The organism is Luteibacter rhizovicinus DSM 16549 (assembly GCF_001887595.1).
Classification (GTDB): domain Bacteria; phylum Pseudomonadota; class Gammaproteobacteria; order Xanthomonadales; family Rhodanobacteraceae; genus Luteibacter; species Luteibacter rhizovicinus.
Map to the genome: position 1 here is coordinate 4,067,541 of NZ_CP017480.1, position 11,742 is coordinate 4,079,282.

An 11,742-nucleotide genomic window follows, 5' to 3' on the forward strand; every position below is an offset into this window, starting at 1 on the left:
TCAAGGCGTGCCGGCCTTTCGCTCCAGTCGCCACACCAGCAGGAATCCAAGCCCGACGAAGATCGGAAACACCGCGACGGTGGCGAACTCCTGCATCTGCCCCGTGATCGGACCCGCCACCAGTGCCGCCAGGCCAATGGCAACGATGATCACGCCCCGACGCATGTCGGTGTTGCGCGACGACCGGTTCGTCGTCATCTGCGCGACCAGCTCCGAGGTCAGCGGCGCTCCCTTCTCCAGAGCCGTACGAAGCGTCCGTTGCACCTCGAACTGGCTCCAGCTGTTCAGCACCGAAAAGGTGATGAACATGGCGGCGATGCTGAGGAAGCCGATGATGGGGATGTAGATACCGTCCATAAGTAATCCTGTCTCGATGGGTGGCCATGGTAGCCATGTCACAGTTAGACACAGGCGAGTCCGGTTTTGGATGCACGCCCCGGTACCCTAGGTAGTTCTACGCATGACGACTCGTGCATTTTTCCGACGCCCTGGCTGCATCCCCATGCGTAGATGGACGCGACCCCCGGGGAGCGCCATCGTGGCCAAGGCATTCAAGGACGTCATCCTCCGGCGGCAGCCCAGGCTGCGCTCCACACTCGGCTTCCTCGCAGCCGCGGCCATGACCGCTCCGGCCTTCGGCCAGGCCTCGCCGCCGTCCAGTGAGGCCAACGACGCCAACAACCCCCTCACCCCAAAGATCACCGTCAACTTCCAGGACCAGTGGGCGCCGCAGCTCTACAACAGCAACGACACCACCAACGCCTTCCTGTTTCGCGGCCTCATCCCGAGCGCTGCGTTCGGTACACCGCAGTTGTTCCGCTACACCCTCCCCGTTACGACAGCCCCGACACCGACAGGAAACACCACCTCGATCGGCGACCTGAACCTGATCGACCTGTTTCCCTTCAAGGTCGGACATACCGAGGTGGCGATCGGGCCGCAGCTCACCGCGCCGACCGCGGGCAAGGACGAGACCGGGACAGGCAAGTGGCAGGCCGGCCTCGCCGTCATCGTCATCGCCCCGCAGAAGTGGGGACTGCTGGGAACGCTGATCACCTGGCAGCAGTCCTTCGCCGGCTCGCGGCGGCGACTGGACCAGAACAACTTAGCCTTCCAGCCGTTGATTCTCTACAACCTGCCCAGGGGCTGGTACCTGCGTTCGACGGCGACGTGGAACGCCGACCTGCAACGCGGCAACTATGCGATTCCCGTTGGCCTGGGTCTCGGCAAGGTGAAGCTGCTGAAGAGCGGCACCACCGTGAACGTCTTCCTCGAGCCGCAGTGGACCGTATCGCGCAGTGGCGCCGGGCAGCCGCAATTCCAGGTCTTCGCCGGGGTGAACCTGCAGTTCCCCATGAAGCGCTGACGCGGCTAAGCTGCACGCACCTATCGCCACCCGTACGGGCTCCGCATGATCGACCATATCGGCATCTACGTTCGCGACTTCGAGCGAAGCAAGGCCTTTTACGTGGCTACGCTCAAGGCCATCGGCTATGAACTCCTGCTGGAGATCCCCGCATCCGTGACCGGGCGTACGGATGTCGCCGGCTTTGGCGAAAATGGCAAGGCGGACTTCTGGATCTACCGGGGCGAGCCGAATCAGCCGCCGGTCCACGTGGCCTTCCGTGTTACCACGCAGCACGATGTGCGGGCCTTCCACGAAGCGGCGCTGGACGCGGGCGGCCGCGACAACGGTCCGCCGGGCCCACGATCCCATTACAGCGACGGCTACTACGGTGGCTTCATCCTCGATCCGGACGGCCATAACATCGAGGCGGCGTTCCACGCCCCCTAGCTTCACATGTCGAACAGCATGCTAGACTTCCTCCCTTTGCAAATGCAACGTATTCGCATCTGATAGGCACCTACCTGACCTTCCTGCGTCGCAGGAGGCCTGGCTGCCATCAAAACTAGGGTTCAGCATGCTTTCGTCCCACACCCCCAGGGCTGCGGCCCTGCGCCGTCGCGTCAGCGCGGCGTCCATCGCCGCGGCCCTCGCCGCCAGCCCCTATGCCGTCCACGCGCAGGATGCCAAGCCGCCGGTCGCCGAGGACGCTGCCACACTGGACTCCATCCAGGTCGCCGGCAGCTGGCTGGGCACGGGCCTGCAGGACAGCGTCAAGACGTTTGCCGGCGCCCGTACGGTGCTCGACGCCACGCAGATCCGCGCCACCGGTGCGACCAGCATCGGCGATGTCATGCGCCGTATCCCAGGTGTGCAGTCCACCGACAACTCCGGCTCGGCCGGTAGCGCGGTGTCACTCAGCATCGGCGTGCGTGGCCTGACCGGTCGCTACAGCCCGCGCTCCACGGTGCTGCTCGACGGCATTCCCATGGCCTTCGCGCCGTATGGCCAGCCACAGCTGTCGGTGGCGCCGGTTACGTTGAACAACATCGAATCCATCGATGTCGTCCGTGGCGGCGGCGCCGTGCGTTACGGGCCGCAGAACGTCGGCGGCATCATCAACTTCAACACGCGCGCCATTCCGACCACGCCCGATCTCAGCGGCGATGTCACGGTGCGCGAGAACGCGTATGGCAAGGGCGGCGGAAGCAACCAGCAGTACAGCACCTTCCTTGGCGCCACCATGGCCAACGGATTGGGCCTCGCCCTGCTCTACTCCGGGATGACCGGTACCGACTGGCGACGCGGCAGCGACGAAAAGGTCAACGATGTCGCGCTGAAATTCCGTTACCCGGTAAGCCCGACCGCCGAGGTCTACGGCAAGCTGTCGTATTACGACGTGAAGTCGCGCACGCCCGGTGGCCTGACCGTGGCCCAATACGACGCCGACCCGTTCCAGAACACGCGCCCCACCGACTTCTGGAACGGCCATCGCAAAGCGGCGGACGTCGGTTACATCAATACCCTGTCCGACGACAGCGAGGTCGAAGTCCGCGTCTACGACAACGAAAGTTTCCGCAGCAGCACCCTGATCAACACGGCGGGGACGCAGCTGGCCGTGCAGCCACGCAACTACAAGGTCTTCGGTGTCGAACCGCGCTTCACACAGCGTTTCGAGCTGGGCCCGACCACCAACGACGTGACGGTCGGCTACCGCTACCTGCGCGAGCGCGGTGACGACGGCAGCTACAACATCAGCACGGCCAGCGGAAAAGTCACCGCACCGACGCGCTTCGACAACTCGACCGATGCGAACGCGGCCTATGTCGACGACCGCATCGCCATCGGCAAGTGGCGCATCACGCCGGGTGTGCGCTTCGAACATATCGACTCCGATCGCGTCGACACGACCTTGAACCAGCAGTACAGCTCGTTGAACAACAAGCTGCTGCCGTCGCTGAACATTTCGTACCTGCTGACACGCGACCTGACGCTGTTCACCGATTACGGCACCTCGTTCGGTCCGGTGCAGAACATCCAGCTCAATTCGCAGTCGGCCACCAACCCGTTGAAGCCGGAACTCGCGCGCACGGCCGAGCTCGGTGCACGCTGGCAGGGGCCGCAGCTGCACGCGGAACTGACCGTGTTCAAGATGCGCTTCGACAACCAGATCCTGCAGGTGCCGGGCATCCAGCCGCCGACCTTCCAGAACATAGGCGCGACCCATCACAAGGGCCTGGAGTCGGCGATCGACTATCAGTTCGCGGACCAGTCGGCACTGCGCGGCCTGGACCTGTATGCGAACTTCACCTATACGAAGGCGATCCAGGAATCGGGCACGACCTCGGGTCTCGACGTGCCGTTCTACTCGCGTCGTACCGACACCGCCGGCGCGAAGTACCAGCTGGGCCTGTGGACCTTCAACCTCTCAAGCACGCACCAGAGCGGTCAGTTCTCGGACACGGCCAACACCGTCCAGGAGACGCCCGACGCGCGCGTGGGTCGCATTCCCGGGTTTCGTCTGTGGAATGCGCAGGTGAGCTGGCAGATTCCCGCCTGGAAAGGCAGCAGCATCGATGCCGGTGTGAACAACCTGACCGACAAGCGCTTCTACACACGCAACGTCGACGGCAATGCGGGCCGCATGGTCGGCGCGCCGCGCACGACCTACGTCCAGTTCCGCGTCGCTATTTGACCGGTTCGAAGTCCGGGATCTCGCTGCTTCGATCCTTCAGGCAGGCCGTACACGTGGTGGCGTCGAGCTCGACCTTCACGTAGTACGTCCTGTCCGCGCCGGGCATGGCATCGCTCTGCTGCCGGTACGCATCGTCGGCCCTCTCGAGCTGATGCGCCTGCACGCCCGTGTGACCGCCGTCGAAGATGGCGGCCAGTTGCTCCGGCGTCAGGTCGGGAATGCCGATGTCCACCTCGACGGTCTTGGTGCAATCGTGCGCGGTTTGGTCCGAGCAGCGGACGGAATAAGTGACCATGCGGGCTCTCCGGGGACGCGGCAAAGAACGTTCACCATAGGCCCGGAACGACCGCCCTCGCTATCTGCCAAGCGACATAGCGAACGGTGCCGGCTTACGTGCGCAGTAACGCGCGCATGCCCAAGGCGGTCACCGGGCCCACGATCGCCGAGACCGAGGCGTTATCCAGCAGGGCCAGCAGCATCGCCTTGGCCTCGGTATCGCTGCTTCGCGCTATACGGTCGACGAGCTCGGCCAGTTTCAACGTGCTGGCCGGCGCGGCCTGCGTCGAGGCGACGGGCGACGCCTTCGGTGGTCGGGCCACCGGCGGCGCCTTCGCGGAGGAGGCACCGGGCGGCTGCGTATGGGCCTGGGACGTCGTCGGCTCCACGGTCAGCACCAACAGATGCCGATGCACGGTGCCGATACCCAGCGAGCCGTTCGGCTGGAAATCCACCTCGAGCACCTCGAGCGAGGCCTCCCGGCGACCTACCGTCTGGGTGATCACGTCGCCCACGGACACCTGGGGCTCCGACGGGCATGGCAGGCTCACCAGGCCGTCGCCGGCATCCACGCGCGCCTTGTAGACCATGCCATCGATGGTCACGCGGTCGGGCCAGGCGGTCTTGGCATCCATGGGAGGGCCTCGCAAAGAAAACCATGGTGCCACGGATCCTTCGGGTACATCTGCGACAATGGCCCTGCCCCACAGCCCAACTGGCCCTTTTCGATGAAGAAATCCAAGTCCGCCGCTCCCCCGGTGACGACCCTGCATCCACGCAACCGCCATACCGGGCGCTACGACTTTGCCGAGCTGTCGCGCCAGATGCCGCTCCTCGCCGCCTATGTGGGAGACAACGGCCACGGTGAAGACAGCATCGACTTCTCGGATCCGCATGCCGTGCGTGCCTTGAACCGCGCGCTGCTGAAAGCCCAGTACGGCATTGCCCACTGGGATATCCCACCGGACTATCTGGTGCCGCCGATCCCCGGTCGCGCGGATTACGTCCATGGCGTCGCGGACCTGCTGGCCAGCTCCAACGGCGGCGAGATCCCCACTGGTCCCGGCGTACGCGCCCTGGACATCGGTACGGGTGCCAACCTGATCTATCCCCTTATCGGCAACCGTGAGTACGGCTGGCGGTTCACCGCGTCGGAGGTGGACACGGGCGCTCTGCGTGCCGCCAAGGGCATCGTCGACGGCAACCCGGGTCTCGGCGACGGGATCTTCCTGCGCCGCCAGGAGAACCCGATCCACATCTTCGAGCAGCTGCTGCGCCCTGAAGATCGCTTCGACGTCAGCATGTGCAACCCGCCCTTCCATGCGTCCGCCCGCGAAGCCGCCGCCGGAAACATCCGCAAGACGCGTAACCTGGACAAGCACGCGGCGCCCCGCACCACCAACCTCAACTTCGGTGGCCAGGGCCGCGAACTCTGGTGCCGTGGCGGTGAAGAGCGCTTTATCCGCACGATGATCACGGAAAGCACGAGTTACTCGCGCACCGTGCTCTGGTTCACCACCCTCGTCGCGCGCGGCGAACATCTTCCCGAGATCTATCGCGAGCTCACCCGCGCCAAGGCCCTGGACGTCCGCACCGTCAACATGGCCCAGGGCAACAAGCAGAGCCGCTTCGTCGCCTGGACCTTCCATGACGAGGCGGCCCAGCGAGAGTGGCATCGCGAGCGGGAACGGAAGCGCACCGCCGGCTATTGAGCCGTCAACGAGGTTTTGCGAAGTGCCTTGCAAATCCATGGCTTGCACGTTCTTTCGATAGGCCATGCCTCTTGTCACGATAACTTCAATCAATTTCTGCAATGTATCTGCGCGCCGTATAGTCGAACGCATGCGTTCATAGGCAATGCCGGAGTGCGATCCTTCGTCCCGGCCCACCCCAGGAGAAGCGCGAATGACGAACGAAGCGAAGTGCCCGTTCAATCACACCGCCGGCGGCGGTACGACGAACAAGGATTGGTGGCCTAAACAGCTGCGCGTGGATCTGCTCAACCAGCACTCGTCGCGATCCAATCCGATGGATCCGGACTTCAACTACGCCGAGGCCTTCAAGAAGCTCGACCTGGCGGCGGTGAAGAAGGACCTCCTCGCCGTCATGACGGACTCGCAGGATTGGTGGCCTGCGGACTTCGGGCACTACGGTGGACTCTTCATTCGCATGGCCTGGCATAGCGCCGGCACCTATCGCATCGGCGATGGTCGTGGCGGCGGTGGACGCGGTCAGCAACGCTTCGCGCCACTGAACAGCTGGCCCGACAATGTCAGCCTGGATAAGGCCCGCCGCCTGATCTGGCCGGTCAAGCAGAAATACGGTCGGAGCATCTCCTGGGCCGACCTCATCATCCTGACCGGCAACGTTGCCCTGGAAAGCATGGGCTTCAAGACCTTCGGCTTTGCCGGTGGCCGCGAAGACACCTGGGAACCCGACCAGGACGTCTACTGGGGCACGGAGACCGAGTGGCTCGGTGGCGATCACCGTTACGGCAAGGGCAAGAAGGCAGGCAACGAACACGACGCCGGCGCGCACGAAGAAGGCGTGATCACGGCCGAGGCCGAGCTTCACGGCATCGAAGAAGACCGCACCGAAGACGGACGTCTCCTCGAGAATCCGCTCGCCGCCGTGCAGATGGGCCTCATCTACGTCAATCCGGAAGGTCCCGAGGGCAACCCCGATCCGATCGCGTCGGCGATCGACATTCGCGAGACGTTCGGCCGCATGGCCATGAACGACGAAGAGACCGTCGCCCTCATCGCGGGTGGTCACACCTTCGGCAAGACGCACGGTGCGGGCGATGCCAAGCACGTCTTGAACGAGCCGGAGACCGGTGGACTGGAAGACCAGGGCTTCGGCTGGAAGAACACGTACGGCAGTGGCAAGGGCGCCGACACGATCACCAGCGGCCTGGAAGTCACCTGGACGCAGACGCCGACGAAGTGGAGCAACCAGTTCTTCGAGAACCTGTTCGGCCACGAGTGGGAACTGACCAAGAGCCCGGCCGGCGCGAACCAGTGGGTCGCCAAGGACGCCGAGGCGACGATTCCCGACGCTTACGATGCCTCGAAGCGCCACCGTCCCACCATGCTCACTACCGACTTGGCGCTGCGCCTCGACCCTGCATACGAGAAGATTTCGCGGCGCTTCCTCGAGCATCCGGATCAGTTCGCCGACGCCTTCGCGCGTGCGTGGTACAAGCTCACCCACCGTGACATGGGACCGCGCGCCCGTTATCTCGGACCGGAAGTGCCCAGCGAAGAACTGCTCTGGCAGGACCCCGTTCCCGCTGTCGACCATGCGCTGGTCACTGATGCCGACGTGGCCGCGCTGAAGACGAAGATCCTCGCCTCGGGCTTGACCATCGCGGAACTGGTGTCGACCGCCTGGGCATCCGCCTCGACGTTCCGCGGTTCGGACAAACGCGGCGGCGCCAATGGTGCACGCATCCGCCTGGCGCCGCAGAAGGACTGGAAGGTCAACCAGCCAGCGCAGTTGTCGAAGGTACTGGCGAAGCTGGAAAGCCTCCGTTCCGAATTCGGCGCCGGCGGCAAGACCATCTCCCTAGCCGACTTGATCGTGCTCGCCGGTAGCGCCGCGGTCGAACAGGCCGCGAAAGATGCCGGCCAGTCCGTCACGGTGCCCTTCGCTCCCGGTCGTACCGATGCGTCGCAGGAACAGACCGACGTCGAGTCGTTCGCATCCCTCGAGCCGGTCGCCGATGGCTTCCGCAACTTCGTCAAGGGCAAGTACAGCGTTCCGTCGACGGCCCTGCTGATCGACAAGGCGCAGTTACTGACCCTCACAGCCTCCGAAATGACCGTGCTGATCGGTGGCCTGCGCGTGCTTGGTGCCAACGTGGACGGAGCGGCACATGGCGTCTTCACCGATCGCCCGGGCAAGCTGACCAACGACTTCTTCCGCAACCTGCTCGACATGCGGACGGAGTGGAAGGCGACCGGACGTGACACGTTCGAAGGCGGCGAGCGCGGCAAGGGCACACGCAAGTGGACAGCGACCGACGTCGACCTGGTCTTCGGTTCGCATGCGGTCCTGCGTGCGCATGCCGAGGTCTACGGCAGCTCGGATGCCAACGAGAAGTTCGTCAGGGACTTCGCCGCGGCCTGGACCAAGGTGATGAACCTCGATCGATACGATCTGAAGAAATAAAGGCCGCGTCATGTTGACGAACCCGCCCAGGCTCCGCCGGGCGGGTTTTTTTACGACTGCACTCCGGGTCTGCCGCTTACTGTGGGAGCCGGCTACGCCGGCGATGGTTTCGCCACAACCTTCCAGCCACCAACAGGAACAAATGCAGCTCCCTTTCGACAAGCCATGCCGTCACTCCCGACGGATGGTACGCAGTTGATCATCCAAGGAACGCACCCATGTCCGAAACCATCACGATCAAGTCAGATGCAGGCGACTTCGCCGCCTACGTTTCCTATCCCAAGACCGAAAACGCGCCGTCGGTGGTCGTGCTCCACGAAGTCTTCGGCGTCAACGACGACGTCCGCCAGACGTGTGACGCCCTCGCCGCCCAGGGTTTCATCGCCGTGGCGCCCGACCTGTTCTGGCGTCAGCAACCGGGCGTCGATCTCAGCGTCACATCCGAGGCCGACTGGAAGGCCGGACTGGCGCTGTACATGGCCTACAGCCGCGACGAAGGCGTCGCCGACGTGGTCGCCACCATCGCGGCCGCCGGCAAACTCAAGGGCGCGACCGGCAAGGTCGCCGTGATGGGTTACTGCCTGGGTGGTCTGATGACCTTCCTCACCGCGGCACGAAGCAAGGTCGATGCAGCGGTCGCCTTCCACGGCGGCGATACCGAGAGCTATCTGGGTGAGGCGGGGTCGATCACCGCGCCCTTCCTCATGCATCTGGCCGAGGAAGACGAATACATCACCAAGGACGCACAGGCCGCCATCAAGCACGCACTCGAGGGCAAACCCAACGTCACGATCTACAGCTACCCCGGCTGCAATCACGCGTTCTCGCGTCACGGTGGCGCTCACTACGACGCGGCCGCCGCGAAGACCGCGAACGACCGCACCTGGGCATTCCTGAAAGACAAGCTGGCCTGACCGGCGCTCGGTAGGAGCCGATTCATCGGCGATAGGGTGCTTGCGACACCCTGTGGGAGCCGCTTCAGCGGCGATAGGCGTCCGGCATCGCCGCTACGTTGGCTTTTCGCCGCTGAAGCGGCTCCCACATTCCTTACGGGATCGCGTTGCGCGCGGCGTCTTCGATCAGCGCGGCGACTTCCTTCGGATGGGACTCGTACACAGAGTGGCTGGCGCCCTGCACTTCGATCGTGTGGCTGTGTGCGCGCTTGGCGTACATCCGCTCCAGATCGGGATTGATGATGCGATCGGCGGTGGCTACCGCGTACCAGCTGGGCTTGGTCTTCCAGGCCGGCTGGCCTGCGGGAACCGTGAACACTTCGGCGGCCGTGAGCTCCTGCGCCTGCGCTTCGAATTCCGCCTGGGCCTTCGGCAGGTCGGCGGCGAAATCGGCGGGGTAGAACGCCGGGTCGAGATAGGTGAAGCCATCGGCCGTCTTCTTCACGGCCTTGGTCTTGTTCGGATAGAGCTTACCGTTGCCGACTTCGGTCTCACCCTGGTCGAGCGCGTGCGCGGCGATATACACCAGTCCCGCCACCTTGGGATCGTTGCCGACATCGGTCACGATCGCGCCACCGTAGCTGTGGCCGACGAGGATAGTCGGACCGTCCTGCATGTCCACGATGCGCTTGACGGCCGTCACGTCGTCGTTGAACGACGTGAGCGGATGCTCGGCGATGGACACGTGGTAACCGTCCTTCGTCAGGATGTCGTACACCGGCTTCCATCCGCTGCCGTTCACCCAGGCACCGTGTACCAGCACGATGTTCTTCACCGGCGTGGCCGCGGCGACCGGGTTGCTCATGACGGCGGCACCGAGCAGGAGGCCGGCGGAAAAAAGGAACGTCTTTGTCGTGGTGCGCATGATCGTAGCTGTCCTCGGATAAGCGTGAGTTAGAACGTGGACACATGCTGTGCCCTGCGCCTTACCGAAAACTTTCTCGAAAATGACGCCGCTGTAAACGCAGCGGCCGCGACGCCAAGCGACGATGGTTTGCTGCAAATCCGGTGCAGCGAAACTGAAGCTCAGGCCAACGTAGTCAGTTCGACCGGCAACACCGTGTCACCGCTGATGATCTGGGCCTGCCCGTCCTGGACCATGAACTGGATCTGCATCGTGCGCTGGGTGAGCGCGGCGAGTGCCTCGACCGTTGCCGGCGCGATGTCGATCACCGAGACGTTCTTCGTCCGCGCCACCGCGGCCGAGGTCTTCTTCCACCAGACTTCGGCACTGCGCCCGCTATAGGTGTAGACGATGACGCGGTTGGCGCGACCGGCGGCACGACGGATACGCTGCTCATCGGGTTGGCCGACCTCGATCCACAGATCGACCTCGCCGGTGAGCTCCTTGCGCCACAGGTCCGGCTCGTCCTCGGAGCTGATGCCCTTGCCGAAGGCCAGCGAGTCGTCGGCGTTGAGAGCGAACGCAAGCACGCGGACCATCATGCGCTCGTCGGTTTCCGACGGGTGCTGGGCGATGGTCAGGGGGTGTGCCTGGTAGTAGTGCCGGTCCATGTCGCTGACCTGCAGATCGGCCTTGAAGACCGTGGATTTGAGTGCCATGGGGTCGATTCTACAGGAGTCCGCCCGATTCCCTGCCCTATTCCCCTGAAGCCCGGCTCGCGGGATGATCGGGCCGGGGGTCACGAAGGGGGTACTTCGCATGCCGCATCAGGATCAACAGGTCGAACGTCTCACGTTCTTCTCGGACGCCGTGTTCGCTATCTCCATGACCTTGCTCGTCATCGATATCAAGGTGCCGGAGCCCGCGGCCGACACCGACGCTGCCTGGTTGCAGGCACTGGCGGATCTCATCCCGCACTTCGTCGGTTTCGTTCTTACCTTCTATGTGGTGGGCGCCCTGTGGGCCGCACATCACCGTACGTTCGGACGACTTCGCCATTACGATCCAGCAGTCGTCTGGCCCAACCTGACCCTGCTGATGATGGTGGCCTTCATCCCGTTTCCGACGGCCTTGATGAGCACGCACTTCAACGACCGCGTGCCACAGATGTTCTACGCCATCACCCTGATCGTCGCGGGCCTGTGCCAGTACCGGTTACTGAAACGTGCGCTGCGGGCGCCGTATCTCTATCCGGATGTGACGGCGGACGATGTCGCCGTCGCCATACGCCGCAGCCTGGGCATGCCGGGCATGGCGCTGGTGGCCCTCATGCTTGCCATCCGATGGCCGGGGCTGAGCAACCTGCCGCTGATGCTGACGCCCTTCTTCGTCATGCTTCTGGCGCGGATGAAGCGGTCGGCGCCGGTCGCTTCGACCCAGGATCCAGGCTGACGCC

12 protein-coding genes are annotated in these 11,742 nt (G+C 64.2%); 7 read left to right on the forward strand and 5 right to left on the reverse strand.

The features are described from left to right. Complete coding sequence (locus BJI69_RS18525) at positions 1-357, reverse strand: DUF6249 domain-containing protein (RefSeq protein ID WP_046967641.1); 357 nt, start codon at positions 355-357, stop codon at positions 1-3. Between the two features lie 181 nt (positions 358-538). Between BJI69_RS18525 and BJI69_RS18530 the strand changes: the two genes are divergently transcribed. The 3 genes from BJI69_RS18530 (at position 539) to BJI69_RS18540 (ending at position 4,040) form a co-directional block, all read left to right on the forward strand. Next, the gene (locus BJI69_RS18530; RefSeq protein ID WP_211258496.1) at positions 539-1,366 is read left to right on the forward strand and encodes a hypothetical protein; all 828 of its coding nucleotides are present in this window, start codon (positions 539-541) and stop codon (positions 1,364-1,366) included. Positions 1,367-1,411: 45 nt separating this feature from the next. Further along, positions 1,412-1,795: a VOC family protein gene (locus BJI69_RS18535; RefSeq protein WP_046967640.1), complete on the forward strand. Its 384-nt coding sequence runs from the start codon at positions 1,412-1,414 to the stop codon at positions 1,793-1,795. Between the two features lie 127 nt (positions 1,796-1,922). Beyond that, entirely contained in the window at positions 1,923-4,040 is a 2,118-nt protein-coding gene (locus BJI69_RS18540) for a TonB-dependent receptor family protein (protein WP_046967639.1), read from the forward strand. On the opposite strand, the gene BJI69_RS18545 is transcribed toward BJI69_RS18540, so the two are convergent. Both BJI69_RS18545 and BJI69_RS18550 read right to left on the reverse strand, forming a co-directional pair. Further along, positions 4,033-4,335 carry a hypothetical protein gene (locus BJI69_RS18545; RefSeq protein ID WP_046967638.1) on the reverse strand — a complete coding sequence of 101 codons (303 nt, stop codon included), beginning with the start codon at positions 4,333-4,335 and terminating at the stop codon, positions 4,033-4,035. The genes BJI69_RS18540 and BJI69_RS18545 overlap by 8 nt on opposite strands. A 94-nt stretch (positions 4,336-4,429) precedes the next feature. Continuing rightward, positions 4,430-4,951 carry a hypothetical protein gene (locus BJI69_RS18550; protein WP_046967637.1) on the reverse strand — a complete coding sequence of 174 codons (522 nt, stop codon included), beginning with the start codon at positions 4,949-4,951 and terminating at the stop codon, positions 4,430-4,432. 93 nt (positions 4,952-5,044) lie between these two features. On the opposite strand from BJI69_RS18550, the gene rlmF reads away from it, so the two are divergent. The 3 genes from rlmF (at position 5,045) to BJI69_RS18565 (ending at position 9,403) form a co-directional block, all read left to right on the forward strand. Continuing rightward, positions 5,045-6,028, forward strand: coding sequence for a 23S rRNA (adenine(1618)-N(6))-methyltransferase RlmF (gene rlmF, locus BJI69_RS18555; RefSeq protein WP_046967636.1), 984 nt, complete (start codon positions 5,045-5,047; stop codon positions 6,026-6,028). Positions 6,029-6,221: 193 nt separating this feature from the next. Next, positions 6,222-8,489, forward strand: a complete 2,268-nt coding sequence (gene katG, locus BJI69_RS18560) for a catalase/peroxidase HPI (RefSeq protein ID WP_046967635.1) — start codon at positions 6,222-6,224, stop codon at positions 8,487-8,489. A gap of 218 nt (positions 8,490-8,707) precedes the next feature. Continuing rightward, on the forward strand, positions 8,708-9,403 hold the full coding sequence (locus tag BJI69_RS18565; RefSeq protein WP_046967634.1) for a dienelactone hydrolase family protein: 696 nt from the start codon (positions 8,708-8,710) through the stop codon (positions 9,401-9,403). 133 nt (positions 9,404-9,536) lie between these two features. Here the strand turns inward: BJI69_RS18565 and BJI69_RS18570 are convergent, their stop codons facing one another. Together BJI69_RS18570 and BJI69_RS18575 are read right to left on the reverse strand one after the other, a co-directional pair. Next, complete coding sequence (locus BJI69_RS18570; RefSeq protein WP_046967633.1) at positions 9,537-10,307, reverse strand: alpha/beta hydrolase; 771 nt, start codon at positions 10,305-10,307, stop codon at positions 9,537-9,539. Positions 10,308-10,468: 161 nt separating this feature from the next. Beyond that, positions 10,469-11,005, reverse strand: a complete 537-nt coding sequence (locus BJI69_RS18575) for a YaeQ family protein (RefSeq protein WP_046967632.1) — start codon at positions 11,003-11,005, stop codon at positions 10,469-10,471. A gap of 100 nt (positions 11,006-11,105) precedes the next feature. On the opposite strand from BJI69_RS18575, the gene BJI69_RS18580 reads away from it, so the two are divergent. Continuing rightward, positions 11,106-11,738: a TMEM175 family protein gene (locus BJI69_RS18580; RefSeq protein ID WP_052767172.1), complete on the forward strand. Its 633-nt coding sequence runs from the start codon at positions 11,106-11,108 to the stop codon at positions 11,736-11,738. Positions 11,739-11,742 lie beyond the last annotated feature (4 nt).

Bases quoted from the DNA above. Each gene is read 5' to 3' on its own strand.
- BJI69_RS18525 (WP_046967641.1), bottom strand. From the start codon at position 357: ATGGACGGTATCTACATCCCCATCATCGGCTTCCTCAGCATCGCCGCC.
- BJI69_RS18535 (WP_046967640.1), top strand. From the start codon at position 1,412: ATGATCGACCATATCGGCATCTACGTTCGCGACTTCGAGCGAAGCAAG.
- BJI69_RS18540 (WP_046967639.1), top strand. From the start codon at position 1,923: ATGCTTTCGTCCCACACCCCCAGGGCTGCGGCCCTGCGCCGTCGCGTC.
- BJI69_RS18545 (WP_046967638.1), bottom strand. From the start codon at position 4,335: ATGGTCACTTATTCCGTCCGCTGCTCGGACCAAACCGCGCACGATTGC.
- BJI69_RS18550 (WP_046967637.1), bottom strand. From the start codon at position 4,951: ATGGATGCCAAGACCGCCTGGCCCGACCGCGTGACCATCGATGGCATG.
- rlmF (WP_046967636.1), top strand. From the start codon at position 5,045: ATGAAGAAATCCAAGTCCGCCGCTCCCCCGGTGACGACCCTGCATCCA.
- katG (WP_046967635.1), top strand. From the start codon at position 6,222: ATGACGAACGAAGCGAAGTGCCCGTTCAATCACACCGCCGGCGGCGGT.
- BJI69_RS18565 (WP_046967634.1), top strand. From the start codon at position 8,708: ATGTCCGAAACCATCACGATCAAGTCAGATGCAGGCGACTTCGCCGCC.
- BJI69_RS18570 (WP_046967633.1), bottom strand. From the start codon at position 10,307: ATGCGCACCACGACAAAGACGTTCCTTTTTTCCGCCGGCCTCCTGCTC.
- BJI69_RS18575 (WP_046967632.1), bottom strand. From the start codon at position 11,005: ATGGCACTCAAATCCACGGTCTTCAAGGCCGATCTGCAGGTCAGCGAC.
- BJI69_RS18580 (WP_052767172.1), top strand. From the start codon at position 11,106: ATGCCGCATCAGGATCAACAGGTCGAACGTCTCACGTTCTTCTCGGAC.